Source organism: Chromobacterium haemolyticum (assembly GCF_002081825.1).
Lineage (GTDB): Bacteria > Pseudomonadota > Gammaproteobacteria > Burkholderiales > Chromobacteriaceae > Chromobacterium > Chromobacterium fluminis.
In genome coordinates this window covers 1-21,275 of sequence record NZ_MUKU01000026.1, presented here as the reverse complement: position 1 = coordinate 21,275, position 21,275 = coordinate 1, and the positions used below count along the sequence as shown (strand labels likewise).

The window sequence follows — 21,275 nt, the reverse complement described above, 5'->3', positions numbered from 1 at the left end:
GGTGAAGTCTTTGAGATTATATGCTTTTTGCCTATACGATGAGACGTGGTATAGATCAAGGTATTGGCCAAGATTGCCTACTAGTGTCTGATCAGTTCACAATCATGGAACCATGTAGGCCAAAGCAGCACCACCACAAGCTATCGTGGCGATTTCATACCAATAACATGTAACAATCAACGTTTGCCGCTACAGTCTTCACTTTAGATTCAGAAAGCATCAAGCTTTTATGCCTATACACCATGCTATCTGGCGCGTCGGTGAGTTGCCAGAGCCCTTAACGACAACACGTCTAAACAGCGAACAACAACTCGAAGACATGATCGTACGCGACCCTCGCATCCTCTCCAGCGAATGGATGCTGATAGGTCGGCAAGAACGTACAAATGATGGCGGCCGAATCGACCTGCTTGCCATCGTCCCCGATGGTTCCCTTGTTCTGATTGAATTGAAGCGTGACCGCACCCCACGCGAGGTGGTAGCCCAAGCGCTTGACTACGCCTCTTGGGTTTCCGGACTGACCGCAGAAAAGCTTGTACAGATTTATCAACGCTTCTCTAAAGGGGATAGCCTTGATGCCGCTTTCTTGAAGCGTTTCGGGACACCCTTGGATGAGGAAAATCTCAACCAATCACACCAAATTATTTTGGTTGCTTCTGAGCTTGACTCATCTACTGAGCGGATTGTGTCCTATCTCAATGAACGTGACATTGCTATCAATGTTCTTTTTTTCCAAATTTTTCAACATGGCGAAGAGCAGCTTCTTAGCCGTGCGTGGATGCTTGACCCAGGAGAAACACAGGTCAATGCAGCTCAAACCGGTAGCGGGGCTAGTGAAGACAGGGAGCCATGGAATGGTGAATTTTACGCCTCATTTGGAGACTCAAAGAGCCGTAGCTGGGAGGATGCCCGTCGCTATGGCTTCATTAGTGGCGGCGGTGGCGCTTGGTACAGTCAGACATTGAAATTGTTACAGCCAGGGGATCGAGTATGGGTCAAAATCCCAGGCACAGGCTATGTTGGTGTGGGGCGTGTAACAGAGCAAGTACAGCCCGTAAGCACGTTCACCATTTCAAGCGACGGTAAAGATAAGTTGGCTTTCGATGTACTGCAACATGGAGGTCAATACCGTACAGCTGCAGATGATGCAGATCTCGCCGAGTATTTCGTAAGAGTGCAATGGTTGGATACACGCGATGCAGACCAAGCAATTAATGAAGTAGGCCTGTTTGGAAATCAGAACACTGTATGTAAACCAACAACGCCAAAGTGGCGCCATACCGTTGAACGGCTAAAGGCTCAATTTTTGCACCACAACGCAGAGTCAATAAAATTGACTCATTAATACGCGCAACTAGTAAATCACAACATTTGGCTACCACACAGAAAAATTATTCATTAGAAAAGAAAAACATGTCTGCCCTTCAAAATCTTTTCGCTTCCTTCCGCAATACCGCCGTCACTGAGCGTGAGAAAGGCACCTACTTTGAAGAATTGATCATCTGCTATCTCAAGAACGAGGCTACTTACCGCGATCTCTACAGCGATGTGTGGACGTTTGCCGAGTGGGCAGAGCAGTATGGTCACGGCTGGAACAAGAAAGATACCGGCATCGACTTGGTAGCCAGGACAACAGAAGGCGAGTATCACGCCATACAGTGCAAGTTCTATGCCGACGACTACAAAGTCCAAAAGTCAGACATCGACAGTTTCTTTACCGCCTCGGGCAAGCAACCTTTCAGTCGTCGACTGATTGTTACCACCACTAATAACTGGGGGCCGAATGCAGAAGATGCGCTGATTGGCCAGCAGCCACCCGTTACCAAGTTGGACCTGCAGGCACTGGAAGATAGCCAGATTGATTGGAGCCAGTATGCGTCCAAGCAGGCCATCGTCCTCAAACCCAAAAAGCAGCTGCGCGATCACCAAATCCGCGCCGTGGCCCGAGTCGAAGCTGGCTTGGCCACGGCAGAGCGCGGCAAACTCATCATGGCATGCGGCACCGGCAAAACCTTTACCAGCCTGAAAATCGCGGAAAAGCTGGTTGGAGCAGGCAAGCGCGTGTTGTTCTTGGTGCCAAGCCTTTCTTTGCTATCGCAAACCCTCACCGAGTGGACTCAGGAAAGTGATACCCCGCTCCATAGTTTTGCGGTGTGCTCGGATAGCGATGTCGGCAAGAAGCGTAAGAAAGACGACGATGTAGTGCAGACTCTTGCCCATGAGCTGCGCTACCCGGCGACAACCGATGCTGCTAGGTTGGCCACGGAAATGGCCAAGCGCCACGATAATGAGCATATGAGCGTGGTGTTCAGCACCTACCACTCCATCGACGTGATTAGTCGTGCTCAGTTGGAGCATGGACTGGCCGATTTTGATCTGATCATTTGCGATGAAGCGCACCGCACAACGGGTGCGACCTTTGACGGCAAAGAAGAAAGCGCCTTTGTTCGTGTGCACGACGGCGCTTACATTCGCGCTGCCAAGCGTCTTTACATGACCGCGACCCCACGCATTTATGGCGATAGCGCTAAAGTCACGGCAGAAAAGGGCGATGTCACTCTGTGCTCAATGGATGACGATACCCTGTTCGGTAAAGAGTTGTTCGTCATTACTTTCAGCGAGGCGGTCAAAGCAGGACTGCTGGTGGATTACAAAGTGCTGGTGCTGGCGATGGATGAGGCCCACATCAGTCGAAGCCTGCAAAACCTGCTGAAGGATAATGACAATCAGATCAAGGTGGAAGATGCCGCCAAGATCGTGGGTTGCTGGAAGGCGCTATCCAAGCAAGACACCCGTGAAGACCTGGGAGACGACGCGGCCGCCATGCGTCGCGCGGTAGCTTTCTGCCAAGTGATCGAGTACCAGAACAACGCCAAGACTCACAAGATCAGCTCCAAGAAAATTGCCGACATGTTTTCGGCCGTGGTGGAGGAGTATAAGGCCAGCAACCCGGACGAAGATTGCGCCACTCTCATGTGTGAGGCCGACCACATTGATGGCGGCATGAATGCCGGCGAGAAGGAAAGCAAGCTGGCATGGCTTAAATCCCCGGTTCCTGACGATACCTGCCGTGTCCTCAGCAACGTGCGTTGTTTGTCTGAAGGGGTGGATGTGCCTGCGCTGGATGCCGTGCTTTTCCTGACACCGCGCAGCTCGCAGGTGGACGTGGTGCAGTCTGTTGGTCGCGTGATGCGTTTGGCGGAAGGAAAGAAGCGCGGTTATGTGATTCTGCCGGTGGTTATCCCCGCTGGTATGGCACCGGATGAAGCGCTGAACGATAACAAGACCTACAAGGTGGTATGGCAGGTGTTGCAGGCGCTGCGTTCGCACGATGACCGCTTTGACGCCATGATCAACAAGCTTGACCTGGTCGGCAATGATACCAGCAAGATGGAAGTCATCGCCGTTACTGAAAAGGTGCAGAAAAAGGCCGACAAGAACGCTGCAGCAGCCAATCTGAGCAAGGGCAAAGGAACCTATGGTATTGGCAGTGCTGCCAAGGCTGAAGACAGCGAGAACAATCCCATACAGCAAACTCTGGAATTCGAAATCGGCGAAATCGAGCGTGCAATTTTCGCCAAGGTGGTGCAAAAGTGCGGTAATCGCCACCACTGGGAAGACTGGGCCAATGACATCGCCAAGATCGCCCGCACCCACATTACCCGCATTACCGAAATCGTCAACCACGAAGACAATCTTGACGAAGTAGTCGCCTTTGAAGGCTTGGTAGCCGAGCTAAAAGATGACCTGAACGACAGCATCACTCGCGAAGAAGTGATTGAGATGCTGGCCCAGCATCTGATTACCAAGCCGGTTTTCGATGCCCTGTTTGCTGACTATAGCTTTGCCAGCCATAACCCAATGTCCAAGGCCATGCAGAATGTGTTGGACAAGCTGCATGAACACCGGTTGGATAAGGAAGCTGACACCCTTGAGAAGTTCTATGCCAGCGTGAAGCTGCGCGCCGAGGGTATCGACAAGGCCGAAGGCAAACAGAAGATCATCGTTGAGCTATACGACAAGTTCTTTGCTAATGCCTTCCCTCGACTCAGAGACAAGCTAGGCATTGTCTACACCCCGGTGGAAGTGGTGGACTTTATCATCCACAGCGTCGAACACATTCTACAAGCCGAGTTTGGCCAGAGCCTGGCCAGCGACGGCGTGCACATCATCGACCCGTTCACCGGCACTGGCACGTTTATTACCCGCCTGCTACAAAGTGGCATCATCCCGCCCGCGCAGCTGAAAAAGAAATTCAAGGGCGAAATCCACGCCAACGAGCTGGTCCTCTTGGCCTATTACATTGCCGCCATCAATATCGAGGCGGTGTACCACGGCATCGCGGGTGGCGACTACGTGCCGTTTGACGGCATCTGTCTCACCGATACCTTCCAGATGTACGAGAAAGAAGATCTGGTTGACCAAGTGCTGTTCCAGAACAGCGCCCGTCGAAAACGGCAAAAGGCGCTGGATATCCGCGTGATTATCGGCAACCCTCCGTATTCGGTTGGGCAGGACCGCGCCAACGACAACAACCAGAACGTGGCCTATCCGCAGTTGGATGAGCGTATCCGTACCACTTATGCGGCTCAGTCAGTTGCTGGAAATGTGCGGAACTTATACGACAGCTATATCCGCGCCATCCGGTGGGCATCAGACAGGCTGGGCGATAGCGGCGTGATCGGTTTTGTGACGAATGCGGGTTTTCTGGAAGCCAATACGGCCGACGGTTTGCGCCAGTGTCTGGTGGAGGAGTTTTCCGATATTTACGTCTTCCACTTACGCGGCAATGCGCGTACTTCTGGTGAATTGCGCCGCAAGGAAAAGGACAACGTTTTCGGAATGGGCAGCCGCGCCCCGATCGCCATTTCGCTGCTGGTGAAAAAACCGCAAGCCACCACGCATGGCCGCATTTTCTGGCACGACATCGGCGATTACCTGAGCCGGGAGGAAAAGCTGGAAAAGGTCAGCGTATTCGGCTGCATCGGTGGTATTGCCGCGGCCAACCTTTGGCGCGAAATCATGCCGGACGCGCATGGGGATTGGGTGAAGCAGCGGGATGACTCGCTCTCTGGATATATTGTCATGGGGAGTAAGTCAAAACAGTCAGAGGGTATTTTTGAGGTATTTACTCTCGGGACGACCACTAATCGTGACGCTTGGTGCTACAACGCGAGTAAAGTTGCAGTTGAGGATAATATTCAGCACTTACTTGCCTTTTATAATTCTGAACGAGAACGTTTTAACTCTACATTTTTCCAATTGCACGACACCAAACTTCGCAGTGAACAAGTGAGTAATTTTATCGATACTGATCCAACTAAGATTAGCTGGACGCGGGCATTGAAGGCGGATTTGGCTAAAGATAGGTCACTTTCCTACATGTCATCCAGCTTAGTATCGAGTCTGTATCGTCCCTTTTCGAAGCAGTGGGTTTATTTTAATAGGAATTTGAATGAGTATGTATATCAACTTCCTAGAATTTTTCCAGATTCGGAATGTAAAAATAGAGTTATTCAAATTAATGCTAAATATAATGGCGTTGGTTTTATTTCACTAATTAGTGATCATTTGCCAGATCTTCACTGTAATGGGGACTCACAATGCTTCCCGCTCTATCTGTACGAGGAGGCCGACGCCCATCCCGCCAAGCAGCCCCAGCAAGACAGCCTGTTCGACAGCCAGTCCGCCGTTGCAGCCAACGTTGGCCGCACCCGCCGCGATGCTATTACCGACGAGGGCCTGGCGCATTTCGTGGCTGCTTATCCGGGCGAGATGATCAGCAAAGAGGATATCTTCTACTACGTCTACGGCTTGTTGCATTCGCAGGATTACCGCGAGCGTTTTGCCGACAACCTCAGTAAAGAGCTACCGCGCATCCCGTGTGTGAAAGGCGCGACCAACTTCTGGCACTTCAGCCAGGCAGGCCGTGCGCTGGCCGAACTCCATCTGCACTATGAGAAGGTGCCCATGTACGAAGGTGCCAAGGTGGATGCCGGTGGCAAGACTCTGACGTCGGCCAATTACCGTGTAGAGAAGATGAAATACGGCAAGAAGGGCAAAGACAAAGACCTGACCACACTACACTACAACAGCTGGATTACCGTCACGGACATTCCATTGGAAGCTTATGAATATGTGGTCAACGGTAAGCCTGCATTGGACTGGGTAGTAGAGCGCCAGTGCGTGAAGCCCGACAAGGATAGCGGTATCGTTAACGACGCCAACGATTGGGCTATCGAGACCATGAATAATCCTCGCTACCCGTTAGAACTGTTCTTGCGAGTAATTACCGTTAGCTTGGAAACCATGAAGATTGTGAAGGCGCTGCCACCTCTAGATATTTGAATGGGGTTTGGCTGTACCGGCGCTAATTTAGCTTTAACGAAAACCCACCGTCTCCGGTGGGTTTTTCATTATCTGCGTCAGCATTTTTTCACTAACCTGACACAAATTTCACTTTCAGTGTCACCCTACACTTTTACACATCAATATTCCGCGCAATCAAGGCATTACCCTCGATGAAGTTCCGGCGCGGTTCCACTTCGTCGCCCATCAGGGTGGTGAACACGTCGTCCGCGCTCATCACGTCTTCAATGCGTACCTTCAGCAGGCGACGCACGGTGGGGTCCATGGTGGTTTCCCACAGCTGTTCCGGGTTCATCTCGCCCAGGCCTTTATAGCGCTGGATGTTCATACCCTTCTTCACTTCCGCCAGCAGCCAGTCCAGCGCTTCGCCAAACTCCGCCACCGGTTTCACGGTTTCGCCGCGTTTGACGTGGGCGCCTTCGCGCAGCAGGCCGCTGAGCATGTCGCCGGTTTTCTTCATTTCCGCGTAGTCGCCGGATTCCAGGAAGTCCTGGTCCATCACCGTCACCATCACGTTGCCGTGCAGTTTGCGGATGATCTTGATCAGATGGCCGTCGTTCTTTTCGTCGCGCAGCAGTTGCAGTTCGATGGCGTCCGCCGGCAACAGCGCGCTCAGTTTGGCCAGCGCGGCGTCCGCTTCTTGCTGGCTGCTGAGGGACAGCGGGCCGGTTTTGAGCATGGCTTCCAGCACCAGCGGGTCGATTACGCGGCTTTCGCGATCAATCACGGAGCGGGTCAGCAGGAACTGGCGGGCAATCTCGCCCAGGGTGTCACCGGACAGCGCGGCGGCGCCTTCGGCCGGGATCAGTTCGGCCTTTTCCAGCGCCAGTTGCAGCAGGAACTGGTTGAGCTCGGAGTCGTCCTTGAGGTAGCGCTCTTGCTTGCCCAGTTTGGCCTTGTACAGCGGCGGCTGGGCGATGTAGATGTGGCCGCGCTCCACCAGTTCGCTCATTTGGCGGTAGAAGAAGGTGAGCAGCAGGGTGCGGATGTGCGCGCCGTCCACGTCGGCATCGGTCATGATGATGATGCGGTGGTAGCGCAGTTTGTCCGGGTTGTATTCGTCCTTGCCAATGCCGCAGCCCATGGCGGTGATCAGGGTGGCCACTTCCTGGCTTTGCAGCATTTTGTCGAAGCGGGCGCGTTCCACGTTCAGGATCTTGCCCTTCAGCGGCAGGATGGCCTGGAATTTACGGTCGCGGCCTTGTTTGGCGGAGCCGCCGGCGGAGTCACCCTCCACCAGGTAGAGTTCGCACAGCTTGGGGTCTTTTTCCTGGCAGTCCGCCAGTTTGCCGGGCAGGCCCAGGCCGTCCATGATGCCCTTGCGGCGGGTAATCTCGCGGGCCTTGCGCGCGGCTTCACGGGCGCGGGCGGCTTCCACGATCTTGCCGCAGATGATCTTGGCGTCGTTGGGGTGTTCCAGCAGATAGGTTTTCAGCGCTTCGCTGATCACTTCGTTGACCACCGGGCCAATTTCGCTGGAGACCAGTTTGTCCTTGGTCTGGCTGGAGAACTTGGGGTCCGGCAGTTTGACGGAGAGCACGCAGGTCAGGCCTTCGCGCATGTCGTCGCCGGAGGTGTCCACCTTGGCCTTTTTAGCCACTTCGGATTCTTCGATGTACTGGTTCAGCGTGCGGGTCATCACCTGGCGCAGCGCGGTCATGTGGGTGCCGCCGTCGCGCTGGGGGATGTTGTTGGTGAAGCACTGGACGCTTTCCTGGTAGGAGTCGTTCCACTGCATCGCCACTTCCACGCTCATGCCGTCTTTTTCGCCAATGCCGTAAAACACCTTGGGGTGCAGCACGGTCTTGTTGCGGTTCATGTATTCCACGAAGCCCGCCACGCCGCCGGAGAAGGCGAAGTTTTCTTCCTTGCCGCTGCGCTTGTCTATCAGCTGGATGCCCACGCCCTGGTTGAGGAAGGACAGTTCGCGGATGCGCTTGGCCAGGATGTCGAAGTGGAATTCCACCAGGCCAAAGGTTTCTTCGCTGGCGCGGAAGGTCACTTCCGTGCCGCGGTGGTTGGTGTGGCCGGTCACGGTGAGCGGGGCCACGGCGTCGCCACGGCGGAATTCCATTTCATGGACTTTGCCGTCGCGCCAGATTTTCAGTTTCAGCCAGTCTGACAGCGCGTTCACCACGGAGACGCCCACGCCGTGCAGGCCGCCGGAGATCTTGTAGCTGTTGCTGTCAAATTTGCCGCCGGCGTGCAGGATGGTCATGATCACTTCCGCCGCCGATCGCCCTTCTTCCGGGTGGATGTCGGTGGGGATGCCCCGGCCGTTGTCTTCCACGGTGATGGAGTTGTCGGGGTTGATGATGACCTTGATGGTGTCGGCATGGCCGGCCAGCGCTTCGTCAATGGCGTTGTCCAGCACTTCAAACACCATGTGGTGCAAGCCGGTGCCGTCCGATGTGTCGCCAATATACATGCCGGGGCGTTTGCGTACCGCATCCAATCCTTTGAGGACTTTGATGCTATCCGCGCCGTATTCCTGTTCGCTCATCTGCTGCTTTCTGTATGGAGAGGGGCCGGGCGGGCCGGGAGTGATTCCTGGCGCCGCGCGGCCGGCCTCTGCCGGTCAATCTGAAAATCCGTTTGCCGGGGCGGGGGCTGGGCCTCCGCCGCCGGCGGGCTGCCGGGTGGCTGCCGGCGTCAAATCCGCATGGGCATGACGATGTACTTGAAGTTGCTAACGTCCGGTATGGTGACCAGGGTGCTGCGGTTGGAGTCGCCAAAGGCCATTTGCAGGGTGTCCGCCGGCAGGTTGGTCAGCACGTCCATCAGGTAGTTGATGTTGAAGCCGATTTCCAGCTCACCGCCCTGGTAGGCGATTTCCAGTTCTTCTTCCGCTTCTTCCTGCTCGCTGTTGGTGCAGAGGATGGACATGGAGCCGGGCTTGAGCACTAGGCGCACGCCGCGGAATTTCTCGTTGGCCAGGATGGCGGCGCGCTGCAAGGCGTGCAGGAATTCCAGGCGTTCGATCAGGAAGATCTTGTCGTTATCCAGCGGGATGACGCGGTTGTAGTCCGGGAACTTGCCATCCACCACTTTGCTGATGATGACGGTGGAGCCGAAGCTGAAGCGCACCTGGTTGGCCAGCACTTCGATATTGATCGGGTCGTCGATGTCCTGCAGCAGCTTGTAGAGCTCAATGATGGTCTTGCGCGGCAGGATCACTTCGGATTTGGGCAGGTTGGCTTCCACGTCCGCGCAGGCAAAAGCCAGGCGGTGGCCGTCGGTGGCCACCAGGCGCACTTGATTGCCGTCGGTCTGCATCAGCAGCCCGTTCAGGTAGTAGCGGATGTCCTGCACCGCCATTGCGTATTGCACCTGGGAGATCAGGCGCTTGAGTTCGCGCTGGCTCAGGCTAAAGCTGGAGTCGCTGGCGCTGCCCACGGACAAGAGCGGGAAGTCGTCTGCCGGCAGGGTTTGCAGGTTGAAGCGGCTCTTGCCGGCTTTCAGGGTCAGGCGGCCGCCGTCCAGTTGTTCCAGGGTCACGGTGGCGTTGCCCGGAATGGCGCGCAGGATGTCCTGCAGCTTTTTGGCGGAGGTGGTCAGGCGGAAGTCTTCGCCCGGCAATTCGTCGCTGCTGGCGGTGGTGATCTGGATTTCCAGGTCCGTGGCCAGGAAGCCCACTTGTCCGCCCTTTTTCTCTATCAGCACATTGGACAGGATGGGCAGGGTGTGACGACGCTCGACAATGCCGGTGACTGCCAGCAGTGGCTTGAGCAGGGCATCGCGTTCGGCTTGCAGGATCAGCATGGGGCGGGCTCCCGTTGGGTGTTTGTGAGTCGGTTCAAGTTAGGCTTCATGGTCTTAGTTACGCAGCATGGCCAGCAGCGTGTCGTAATCGTGAGCGATATCGGCGTCGTTGCCGCGCATTTCGGCAATGGTCTTGCAGGCGTGCAGCACGGTGGTGTGGTCGCGGCCGCCAAAGGCGTCGCCGATATTGGGCAGGGACAGCTGGGTCAGTTCCTTGGCCAGCGCCATCGCCACCTGGCGCGGCCGGGCGATGTCGCGGCTGCGCTTTTTGCTGTGCATGTCGGACAGCTTGATCTTGTAGTACTCGGCCACGGTTTTCTGGATGGCGTCCACGGTCACCTGGCGGTTGCCGGCGGCCAGGATGTCCTTGAGCGCTTCCTTGACCAGTTCCAGCGAGATGTTCTGATTGGTGAAGCGGGCGTAGGCCACTACGCGCTTGAGCGCGCCTTCCAGTTCGCGCACGTTGGAGCGCACGTTCTGGGCAATGAAGAAGGCCACGTTGTGGTCCAGCTTGATGCTGTCGGCCTCGGCCTTTTTCATCAAGATGGCCACGCGCATTTCCAGCTCCGGCGGCTGGATTTCCACGGTCAGGCCCCAGGAGAAGCGGGAGATCAGCCGCTCTTCCATGCCTTCTATCTGCTTGGGGTAGCTGTCACAGGTCATGATGACCTGCTTGCCGCCCTCGATCAGCGCGTTGAAGGCGTAGAAGAATTCTTCCTGGGTGCGGTTCTTGCCGGCGAAGAACTGAATGTCGTCGATCAGCAGCAAGTCCAGCGAGTGGTAGTAGCGCTTGAATTCGTCAAAGGCCTTGTGCTGGTAGGCGCGCATGATGTCGGCCACATAGCGTTCGGCGTGGATGTAGCGGATCTTGGCTTGCGGGTTCTTTTGGAACACGTGGTTGCCGATGGCCTGGATCAAGTGGGTCTTACCCAGGCCCACGCCGCCGTAGACAAACAGCGGGTTGTAGGCTTGGTCGCCCGGGTTTTCCGCAATTTGCATGGCCGCGGCGCGCGCCAGCTGGTTGCCCTTGCCGGTCACCAGGGTGTCGAAGGTGAACGAGGGGTTGAGCCGGGTGCTTTCGTGGCTGCCGCCAATGGCTTTGACCGCGGCCTGCTTGGCCTGGGACGGCGCGCTGGGCGCCGGCACGCTGGGAGCGGGCCTGGCCTTGGCCGGCATCGCCGCGGGCGCGGCCAGCGGCCGGCCGGCCGGCGCGCCCAAGCGCAGCTCCACCAAGCATTCGCCCACCAGCTCCACCGCCAGCTCTTCAATGCGCGCCAGGAAGCGGTCCTTGATGAACTGCATGATGAAGCGGTTGGGCGCAAACAGCGCGATGCCCTCTTCCGTGGTTTCGGCCGATAGCGGCTTGATCCAGGTGTTGAACTGTTGCGAAGACAGTTCGGCCTCCAGGCGGGCCAGGCAGCCAGGCCAAAATTGATCCAGTTCGGTCATTACATATACGCAAGTAAAAGCGAAAAACCCGCTGTCGGCTGTACGGCCAAGCGGCGGGAGAAGCCGCCGCGCCCCGTACGCGGGGCGGACGACGTGTGTTCGGCATGATTCAAGGGCCGCGGCCCGCGCATCGCCGGGCCGCAAGGCGGGCGATGCAGGGATGGGGCGGCCCCCGAGAACCGCTGGCAAAATTCCTGGATCGGCCCGCGCCGCGCTTGCGCGGGCGCGCGTTGCTCCAGTGGGTGGGGCTGAATTTTGGCAGTGCTTCTCTAGGGTTGGCGTTCCGCCCCGGCGCGCGTTCAATAATTGCGCAGCGAACTCGGAACGGTAAGCCTTGGCATTCTAACGGTTTTTCTCAAAGTTATCCACAGGTGCTTAGAAAATTCCTCATTGACAAACCGGCGTTTATCCTGTCAAATCACGCGTTTATTTCCGTTTCGAAACAGGAATTCCAATCATGAAGCGTACTTACCAGCCCTCCAATACCCGTCGTAAACGCACCCACGGCTTTCTGGTCCGCATGAAAAGCCGCGGCGGCCGCGCAGTAATCGCCGCCCGTCGTTCCAAAGGCCGCAAGCGTCTGGCCGTATAAGCCATTGTCGGCTTACCGCTTTCGCCGTGCGCACCGGCTATTAAAAACGGATGAGTTCTCATCCGTTTTTAGTTTGCGGATGTCGCGCAGCAACGCCACGTTCCAGGTATCGGCCCGACCCAATGAATTGGGGCACGCGCGGCTGGGCCTGGTGGTGGGCCGCAAGGTCCACAAGCGAGCCGTGCGTCGCAACTACATTAAGCGCACGGTGCGCGAATGGTTCCGCCTGAACCGGCAAACGCTGCCGGACATGGACTTCGTGGTCCGCGCCAAGGTGCCTTTTACGCGCGCCGAGCGAACTGAAGTGATCACGGCTTTGTCTTCTCTGTTTGCTAAACTGGCACGATGTCGCGCCTCTTCATCCTCCTGATCCGTTTTTACCAGCTGGCTATCAGCCCGTGGCTGGCACCGCGTTGCCGCTTCCAGCCCACCTGTTCCAGCTACGCGATCGAAGCGGTGAAAAAGCACGGCGCACTCAAGGGCGGCTGGCTGGCCGCCAGACGCATCGGACGTTGCCACCCCTGGGGCGGCAGCGGCTACGACCCAGTTCCCTGAACTTAAATCCGGTATCGAGAGATGGATTCCAAGCGCCTCATAATCTTCATCATGCTGTCCCTGGGCATCCTGCTAGGTTGGCAGGAGTTTTTCGCGCCCAAGCCGACGCCGCAGCAAGTCGCCGCGCAAAAGCAGGCCGCCACACAGCCGCAGGCCGCCAACGGCGCATCCCACAACGCCCAGCCGGTGGATTCCAACAAACTGACTTCCGGCCAGCGCATCACGGTGAACACCGATGTGCTGAAGGCGGAGATCGACACCGTGGGCGGCGATCTGCGCCAGCTGACGCTGTTGAAGCACGATTCCGCCGTGGACAGCAAAAAGCCGCTTGATCTGCTGACGGACCGGAACGGCCGCGTCTATGTGGCGCAAACCGGCTTGGTGGCCGCCAGCAACCCGGCGCTGCCCACCCACAAAACCGTGTTCACCGCTGAAAAGACCAGCTACGAGCTCTCCGGCGACAAGCTGGAAGTGAAGCTGACCGCGCCGGAAGCCAACGGCGTGAAGGTAAGCAAGATCTACACCTTCACCAAGGGCAGCTACAAGATTGGCGTGCGTTACGACATCGCCAACGGCGGCGCCGCGCCGCTGGCCGCCACCGCTTACTACCGCCTGCTGCGCGACAGCCAAACGCCGGAAGGCGAAGGCCGCCTGGCCCACACCTTCACCGGCCCGGCGGTTTACACCTCGGAAAACAAATTCCAGAAGGTGAGCTTCGACGACCTGGCCAAGGGCAAGGGCGATTACGCCAAGACCGGCAGCGACGGCTGGGTGGCGATGATCCAGCACTACTTCATGTCCGCCTGGATCCTGAAGCCGCTGGACGGCGCCAGCGTGTGCAAGGACGACAAGTCCTGCCGCTTTGAGCTGAAGCAGAGCAACGGCCTGAACTCCGCCGCCGCGCTGGTGGATTACGCCACCATCGCCCCGGGCCAGAGCCTGAGCGTGTCCGTGCCGCTGTTCGCCGGCCCGGAAGAGTACGATGTGATCAGCAAGCTGGCCGACGGCATGGAATACGCCAAGGATTTCGGCATCTTCCACATCTTCGCCTCCCCGCTGTTCTGGCTGCTGACCAAGCTGCACCTGCTGGTGCAGAACTGGGGCTGGGCCATCGTGCTGCTGACCCTGACCGTCAAGGCCATCTTCTACCCGCTGACCGCCGCGTCCTACCGCTCCATGGCCAAGATGAAGGCGCTGGCGCCGCGTCTTGAGCGCATGAAGGAGCAGTACGGCGACGACCGCATGAAGTTCCAGCAGGCGGTGATGGAGATGTACAAGTCCGAGAAGGTGAATCCGCTGGGCGGCTGCCTGCCCATGCTGATCCAGATCCCGGTGTTCATCGGCCTGTACTGGGCGCTGCTGGCTTCGGTTGAGCTGCGCCAGGCGCCGTGGATTCTGTGGTACACCGACTTGGCCCGCCCGGACCCGTACTATCTGCTGCCGGTGATCATGGCGGCCACCATGTTCCTGCAGACCTTCCTGAACCCGCCGCCGGCGGACCCGATGCAGGCCAAGATGATGAAGATCATGCCGGTGGCCTTCTCGGTGATGTTCTTCTTCTTCCCGTCCGGCCTGGTGCTGTACTACGTGGTCAACAACATCTTGTCGATGGCCCAGCAGTGGCAGATCAACAAGAGCATCGAGAAGAAAAACAAGGCCGCGCTGCAATCCTGATTGCCCCGCGCGCTCTGAACCCCAAACCCGGCCGCGTGGCCGGGTTTTTTGCTGGATAATTGAAGCGTATTCGCCACGACGCCCCGCCGCGCGGGGGCCGCGGCCCAGATTCCAAGGAATGCCCATGAGCCTCAGCTACACCCCCGCCACCATCTGCGCCATCGCCACCGCTCCCGGCCGCGGCGGCGTTGGCGTCATCCGCGTGTCCGGCAAGGATTTGCTGCCCTTCGCCGCCGCCGTCAGCGGCGGCAAAACGCCCAAGCCGCGCTACGCGCTGTACACCGACTTCGTCGACGCCCACGGCCAGCCGCTGGACAACGGCCTGCTGCTCTACTTCCCCGGCCCCAACAGCTTCACCGGCGAGGACGTGATCGAACTGCAAGGCCACGGCGGGCCGGTGGTGCTGAAAATGCTGCTGGCGCGCTGCGTGGAGCTGGGCGCGCGGCTGGCGGAGCCGGGCGAATTCACCAAGCGCGCCTTCCTCAACGACAAGCTGGACCTGGCCCAGGCGGAAAGCGTGGCGGACTTGATCGACGCCAGCAGCGAAACCGCGGCCAAAAGCGCGCTCAAATCGCTGAAGGGCGCCTTCTCCAAGGAAATCCACGTGCTGGTGGACGAGCTGATCACCCTGCGCATGCTGGTGGAGGCGACGCTGGACTTCCCGGAAGAGGAGATCGACTTCCTCAAGCAGGCGGACGCGCTAGGCAAGCTTGAACGGCTGCGCGGCCGGCTGGTGCAGGTGCAGGCCACCGCCAAGCAGGGCGCCATTCTGCGCGAAGGCATGCACGTGGTGCTGGTGGGCCAGCCCAATGTCGGCAAATCCAGCCTGATGAACGCGCTGGCCGGCGACGACATCGCCATCGTGACGGACATCGCCGGCACCACCCGCGACACCGTGCGCGAGGAGATCGTCATCGACGGCGTGCCGGTGCACATCATCGATACCGCCGGCCTGCGCGACACCGACGACGTGGTGGAGAAGATAGGCATAGAACGCACCTGGCAGGCGGTGGAACGCGCGGACCTGGCCCTGGTGCTGGCGGACAGCCGCGACGGCCTCACCGGCGAGGTGCAGGCCATCCTGCAACGGCTGCCGGCCGCGCTGCCGCGCGTGCATGTATTCAACAAGGTGGACCTGTCCGGCGAAGCGCCGGGCCTGGCCGATGAAGAAGGCCACCCGCTGGTGCGCCTGTCCGCGCGCACCCACGCCGGCGTGGATCTGCTCAAGGCCAAGCTGCTGGAGATGATAGGTTATAGCGGCGGCGACGAAGGTGTGTTCCTGGCGCGCCAGCGCCACCTGGACGCCATCCGCCGCGCCGCCGAACACCTGGAGCTGGCGCACGCGGACTGGGAGCAAGTGGAAATCTTCGCCGAGGAGTTACGCATGGCGCAGAACGCGCTGTCGGAGATCACCGGCGAATTCAGCGCCGACGACCTGCTGGGGGTGATCTTCAGCCGCTTCTGCATTGGCAAATGACTCGATGTCTATGGACATCCACCAACGTCACCTGGTACAGCTACAAGCCACACGCATAGGGGAAAAGTAGGCATGGAAGGAATCACATCCCATGAATAAGCTGGCGCTCAGCGAACGCGACATCTGCACCAAATTCATCACACCGGCTCTGGAAAAGGCCGGATGGGACGTTCTGACCCAGGTACGCGAAGAGTTCCTGCTAACCAAGGGGCGCATCATCGTGCGCGGCAAACTACACACCCGCGGACAGCACAAGCGCGCCGACTATGTGCTGTTCCACAAGCCCAACCTGCCCATCGCCGTCATCGAAGCCAAGGATAACAAGCATTCTATTGGCTCAGGCATGCAACAGGCCCTGGGCTATGCCGACATGCTGCAAGTGCCTTTCGTGTTCAGCAGCAATGGCGATGGCTTCCTATTCCACAACAAGATCGCCAAGGACGGCGTCATCGAGCGCGAACTGAGCCTGGATGGATTCCCCAGCGCCGATACGCTATGGCGATGGTGGGCAGAACATCAGGGACTGAACACCCAGCAACAGGCCTTGGTGGCCCAGGATTATTACAGCGACGGCAGCAACAAGACACCCCGCTACTACCAGTTGCTCGCCATCAACAAGACCATCGAGGCGATAGCCAAAGAGCAGAAGCGCATCCTGTTGGTCATGGCCACGGGCACGGGCAAGACCTACACCGCCTTCCAGATCATCTGGCGCTTGTGGAAGTCGCGAGCCAAGAAACGCATCCTGTTTCTGGCTGACCGCAACATCCTGGTCGACCAAACCATGACTAACGACTTCAAGCCGTTCGGCACGGCGATGACCAAGATTCAGAAGCGGCAGGCCAACAAATCGTATGAGATCTACCTATCGCTTTACCAGGCTGTCACCGGCAACGAAGAAGAGCGGAACATCTACAAGCAGTTCAGCCCGGAATTTTTCGATCTGATCGTGATTGACGAATGCCACCGCGGCAGCGCCGCCGAAGATTCGGCCTGGCGCGAGATCCTGATGTATTTCCATTCCGCCACCCAGATCGGCCTGACCGCCACGCCCAAGGAAACCAGGGAAGTTTCCAACATCGACTACTTTGGCGAGCCCATCTACTCCTACTCGCTCCGCCAGGGCATCGCCGATGGCTTTCTCGCGCCCTACAAAGTGGTGCGCGTCGATCTGGACAAAGACCTGACAGGTTGGCGCCCCGACAAGGGCATGCTAGATAAACACGGCAACGAGATCGAAGACCGTATCTACAACCAGCGTGATTTTGACAAGACGTTGGTGTTGGAACAACGCACGCAAGTGGTGGCGCGCAAAATCAGCGAATACCTGAAAGCCAGCAACCGCTTCGATAAGACCATCGTCTTCTGCGACAACATCGACCATGCCGAACGTATGCGCCAGGCGCTGGTCAACGAAAACGCCGACCTGGTGGCGCAGAATCACCGCTATATCGTGCGCATCACCGGCGACAATGAAGAAGGCAAGATGGAGCTGGACAACTTCATCTTCCCGGAAAGCACATACCCCGTCATCGCCACCACCTCCAAGCTAATGACCACGGGCGTCGATGCCCAGACCTGCAAGCTGATTGTGCTGGATCAGCGCATCCAGTCCATGACCGAATTCAAGCAGATCATTGGCCGCGGAACACGCATCAACGAGGACTTCGACAAATACTGGTTCACCATCCTCGACTTCAAAAAAGCGACCGAGCTGTTCGCCGATCCGGATTTCGACGGCGATCCCGTGCAGATTTATGAGCCAGGCCCCGACGAACCGCCGCTGCCTCCTGATGAAGAAGGCGAGGAGGAACCGTCCGACGATGAATTCACCTATCCCACGCTGGACAACAACCCCGCGTATCCTGGCGGCGCAGCAGAGCCCTTGCCGGACGAACAAGGCAGCGGCGCGCGCCGTTACGTTGTCGCCAATGTCGAGGTCAAAGTAGTGGCCGAGCGTGTGCAATACTTCGACGCCAACGGCAAACTGATCACCGAATCCCTGAAAGACTACACCCGTAATACCCTGGCCAAAGAGTTTGCGTCGCTTGACGATTTTCTGCGCCATTGGAGCCAGGCCGAGAAAAAGCAGGCCATCATCGGCGAACTGGCCGAACAAGGGATTTTTTTCGAGGCTTTGGCCGACGAAGTGGACAAACAATCCGGCAAGGATTTCGATCCTTTCGATCTCTTGTGCCACATCGCGTGGGATCAGCCTCCGCTCACACGCAAGGAGCGCGCCGAGCAAGTCAAGAAGCGGCATTACTTCGCCAAGTACGGCGAACAAGCGCAGAAGGTGCTCGAAGCCCTGCTCGACAAGTATGCCGATGAAGGCGTGGCCGCCATCGAGGAAACGCAGATCCTCGCCATCGCACCCTTCAACCGCCTGGGAACGCCTATCGAACTGGTGCGCGCCTTTGGCGGCAAAACTCAATACCAACAGGCCGTCAGCGAACTAGAGCAAGAGCTCTACCGCGCCTGAACAGAACTAAAACCAGGAAGTTTCCATGTCACTTGCCACTCTCATCAAATCCATTCAAGACATCATGCGCAAGGATGTCGGCGTCGATGGCGACGCCCAGCGCATCAGCCAGATCTGCTGGCTGTTGTTCCTGAAGATCTTCGACGACAAAGAACAGGAATGGGAGCTCACCCAGTCCAACTACCACTCGCCGCTGCACAGCCGCTTTCGCTGGAGCTATTGGGCCAAGGATCCGGAAGGCATGACCGGCGAAGAACTGATCGACTTCGTCAACAACGACCTCTTTCCTGCCTTGAAGCAGCTGGCTTACAAGGCGGGCGTATCCGCGCAGGGCCGGGTAATCGGCTCGGTGTTCAAAGACGCCTACAACTATATGAAGTCCGGCACGCTGCTGCGCCAGGTGATCAACACCATTGAAGAGGATGTGGACTTCAACTCGTCCGGCGACCGCCACCTGTTCAACGACATCTACGAAAAAATCCTCGCCGATCTGCAATCGGCCGGCAACGCGGGCGAGTACTACACCCCTCGCGCGGTCACGCAGTTCATGGTTGATATCCTCGACCCGAAGCTCGGCGAGAGCATCCTGGACCCGGCCTGCGGCACAGGCGGCTTCCTGACCTGCGCCATTGAATACCTCAAAAAGCAGGTCAAGACACCGGAAGACCACCAACTACTGCAAGAACATATCCACGGCGTAGAGAAGAAACCTCTGCCGCATATGCTAGCGATGACCAATATGATGTTGCACGGCATCGACGTGCCCACCCGTATCCGCCACGACAACACCCTCTCCCGCCCCTTCAGGGACTACGGCCCACGCGACCGGGTGGACATCATCATCACCAACCCGCCGTTTGGCGGCATGGAAGAGGACGGCATCGAAAAGAACTTCCTCGCCAAACACCAAACCCGCGAGACCGCCGACCTGTTCATGGCCTTGATCATGCACCTGCTCAAGCACGACACGGGCCGGGCCGCCGTAGTGCTGCCGGACGGCTTCCTGTTCGGCGAGGGGGTAAAGACCACGCTCAAACGCGAACTGCTGGAAGAATTCAAGCTGCACACCATCGTGCGCCTGCCCAAAGGCGTGTTCGCTCCCTACACCCCCATCGCCACCAACATCCTGTTCTTCGAGAAAGGCGGTCCCACCCAAGACGTCTGGTTCTTCGAACACCCCTACCCGGAGGGCTACAAGAGCTACTCCCGCTCCAAGCCGCTGACCATCGAGGAGTTCGAACGCGAGAAAGCCTGGTGGGGCGGCCCGCAGCGCCAGGGGCGCAAGACCACCGAGCATGCCTGGAAGGTTTCCGCCAAGGATCTTGCCGCCGGCAACTACAACCTGGACGGCAAGAACCCGCACCAAGTGGCCGTCGAACTCGGCGACCCGGACGAACTGATGGCCGAATACCAGGACCTCACCCGTCAGTTGCAAGCCGCCCAACAGGCGCTGAAAACCGAACTGCTGGCCGCGCTCAAGGCCGCCAACGGGGGGGTGGCATGAGCGGCCAGCCCGTCTCCCTCGTTCCAGCCCCGGAAGGCTATGCCCACTGGCTGGGCGAGCTGAAGCAGCGCATTCATGGCGCCCAACAACGGGCCGCACTGGCCGTCAACCGCGAACTGGTGCAACTCTACTGGCAGATTGGCCGAGACATCCTGCAACGGCAGGCCGAGCAAGGCTGGGGCGCCAAGGTCATAGAGCGGCTGGCGCATGACCTCAGGACCGCCTTCCCCGAGATGAAGGGCTTTTCCCGCGCCAACCTGATGTATATGCGCGCTTTCGCCGACGCCTGGCCGGACGCGGCAATGGTCCAACAGGCTGTTGGACAATTGCCCTGGGGCCACAACCTGGTCTTGCTGGCCAAACTGAAGCAGCCGACACAACGCCTGGCTTATGCCCAACGAGCAGTGGAACAGGGCTGGTCGCGCGCCACGCTGGAAATCCATATCGAAACCCGCCTGCTGGAGCGAGAAGGCCAGGCCATCACCAATTTCGCCGATCGCCTGCCCGCGCCGGGAACCGACCTGGCCCGGCAGTCCCTCAAAGACCCCTATTTGTTCGACTTCCTGGATATCGGCCAGGAAGCCAATGAGCGGGAAATCGAAGCGGCGCTGGTCAAGCACATCACCCAATTCCTGCTGGAACTGGGCGCGGGCTTCGCCTTCGTCGGCCGCCAAGTCCCTCTGGAAGTGGGCGGCGACGATTTCTTCATCGACCTGCTGTTCTACCACCTCAAGCTGCGCTGCTACGTGGTGATTGAGCTGAAAGCCGAGAAATTCAAACCGGAACACCTCGGCCAATTGAGTTTCTACCTCACCGCCGTGGACCGGCAGATTAAGACCGACCAAGACCAACCCACCATCGGCCTGTTGCTGTGCAAGAGCAAAAACACCGTGGTGGCCGAATACGCATTACACGATAAGAGCCAGCCCATCGGCGTGGCGGAGTACCAATTGATAGCATCCCTGCCTGAAGAACTGCAAACCAGCCTGCCCAGCATCGAACAGATCGAACGCGAACTGGGAGGCGAGCATGAATAAATCCACCGCCGAACTGCTGGAGCAACACTTCGACACCGCCTTTGCCGCACCCAATGGCCTCAAGAAACTACGCGAGTTGATTCTGACCTTGGCGATGCAGGGCAAGCTGGTGCCGCAAAACCCGAATGACCCGCCCGCCAGCGAGCTGCTGAAGGAAATCGAAACCGAGAAGCAGCGGCTGGTAGAGGCAGGCAAGATCAAGATGCCCAAGCCATTGCCGCCGGTGACGGAGGGGGAGCAGCCTTATGGGGACTTCCAGAAACCTGCTTCAGGCAATCAAAAACCAAGCATGCCCTCACACAGATAAAATTTTCAGCAACTTGACGCAGCCAGCGTCGCTGAAGCTGCTGTTTTTGCGCCCGGAGCCCGTATTT

The 21,275-nt window shown here is 58.1% G+C and carries 14 protein-coding genes; 11 read left to right on the top strand and 3 right to left on the bottom strand.

Going from position 1 to position 21,275, the window contains the following annotated elements; translation table 11 throughout:
* Positions 1-229: 229 nt before the first annotated feature.
* Both B0T39_RS17290 and B0T39_RS17285 read left to right on the top strand, forming a co-directional pair.
* Positions 230-1,345: an endonuclease NucS domain-containing protein gene (locus tag B0T39_RS17290; protein ID WP_081548762.1), complete on the top strand. Its 1,116-nt coding sequence runs from the start codon at positions 230-232 to the stop codon at positions 1,343-1,345.
* Positions 1,346-1,413: 68 nt separating this feature from the next.
* Positions 1,414-6,348, top strand: a complete 4,935-nt coding sequence (locus B0T39_RS17285; RefSeq protein ID WP_081548760.1) for a DEAD/DEAH box helicase — start codon at positions 1,414-1,416, stop codon at positions 6,346-6,348.
* Positions 6,349-6,481: 133 nt separating this feature from the next.
* Here B0T39_RS17285 and gyrB read toward each other — a convergent pair whose 3' ends face one another.
* The 3 genes from gyrB to dnaA all read right to left on the bottom strand — a co-directional run bounded on the left by gyrB (position 6,482) and on the right by dnaA (position 11,580).
* Positions 6,482-8,872, bottom strand: a complete 2,391-nt coding sequence (gene gyrB / locus B0T39_RS17280; RefSeq protein ID WP_081548758.1) for a DNA topoisomerase (ATP-hydrolyzing) subunit B — start codon at positions 8,870-8,872, stop codon at positions 6,482-6,484.
* Between the two features lie 149 nt (positions 8,873-9,021).
* Positions 9,022-10,131, bottom strand: coding sequence for a DNA polymerase III subunit beta (gene dnaN, locus B0T39_RS17275; protein WP_081548756.1), 1,110 nt, complete (start codon positions 10,129-10,131; stop codon positions 9,022-9,024).
* Between the two features lie 54 nt (positions 10,132-10,185).
* Positions 10,186-11,580 carry a chromosomal replication initiator protein DnaA gene (dnaA, locus tag B0T39_RS17270; protein WP_081548754.1) on the bottom strand — a complete coding sequence of 465 codons (1,395 nt, stop codon included), beginning with the start codon at positions 11,578-11,580 and terminating at the stop codon, positions 10,186-10,188.
* Positions 11,581-12,037: 457 nt separating this feature from the next.
* Here dnaA and rpmH point away from each other — a divergent pair, with 457 nt between their 5' ends.
* The 9 genes from rpmH (at position 12,038) to B0T39_RS17225 (ending at position 21,208) form a co-directional block, all read left to right on the top strand.
* Positions 12,038-12,172 carry a 50S ribosomal protein L34 gene (rpmH, locus tag B0T39_RS17265; RefSeq protein WP_019100333.1) on the top strand — a complete coding sequence of 45 codons (135 nt, stop codon included), beginning with the start codon at positions 12,038-12,040 and terminating at the stop codon, positions 12,170-12,172.
* Positions 12,173-12,176: 4 nt separating this feature from the next.
* The gene (rnpA, locus tag B0T39_RS17260) at positions 12,177-12,542 is read left to right on the top strand and encodes a ribonuclease P protein component (protein WP_039753648.1); all 366 of its coding nucleotides are present in this window, start codon (positions 12,177-12,179) and stop codon (positions 12,540-12,542) included.
* Positions 12,518-12,727, top strand: a complete 210-nt coding sequence (gene yidD / locus B0T39_RS17255) for a membrane protein insertion efficiency factor YidD (RefSeq protein ID WP_043639818.1) — start codon at positions 12,518-12,520, stop codon at positions 12,725-12,727. Before rnpA ends, yidD begins: the two co-directional genes overlap by 25 nt.
* A gap of 21 nt (positions 12,728-12,748) precedes the next feature.
* Positions 12,749-14,401 carry a membrane protein insertase YidC gene (yidC, locus tag B0T39_RS17250; protein WP_081548752.1) on the top strand — a complete coding sequence of 551 codons (1,653 nt, stop codon included), beginning with the start codon at positions 12,749-12,751 and terminating at the stop codon, positions 14,399-14,401.
* A gap of 124 nt (positions 14,402-14,525) precedes the next feature.
* Entirely contained in the window at positions 14,526-15,878 is a 1,353-nt protein-coding gene (mnmE, locus tag B0T39_RS17245) for a tRNA uridine-5-carboxymethylaminomethyl(34) synthesis GTPase MnmE (RefSeq protein WP_081548750.1), read from the top strand.
* A gap of 91 nt (positions 15,879-15,969) precedes the next feature.
* A complete protein-coding gene (gene hsdR / locus B0T39_RS17240; RefSeq protein ID WP_081548748.1) occupies positions 15,970-18,360 on the top strand; it encodes an EcoAI/FtnUII family type I restriction enzme subunit R in 2,391 nt (796 codons plus the stop codon).
* 25 nt (positions 18,361-18,385) lie between these two features.
* Positions 18,386-19,864, top strand: coding sequence for a type I restriction-modification system subunit M (locus B0T39_RS17235; protein ID WP_081548746.1), 1,479 nt, complete (start codon positions 18,386-18,388; stop codon positions 19,862-19,864).
* Positions 19,861-20,901 carry a PDDEXK nuclease domain-containing protein gene (locus tag B0T39_RS17230; RefSeq protein ID WP_081548744.1) on the top strand — a complete coding sequence of 347 codons (1,041 nt, stop codon included), beginning with the start codon at positions 19,861-19,863 and terminating at the stop codon, positions 20,899-20,901. Before B0T39_RS17235 ends, B0T39_RS17230 begins: the two co-directional genes overlap by 4 nt.
* A complete protein-coding gene (locus B0T39_RS17225; protein ID WP_217806270.1) occupies positions 20,894-21,208 on the top strand; it encodes a hypothetical protein in 315 nt (104 codons plus the stop codon). The genes B0T39_RS17230 and B0T39_RS17225 overlap by 8 nt, the downstream gene beginning before the upstream one ends.
* Positions 21,209-21,275 lie beyond the last annotated feature (67 nt).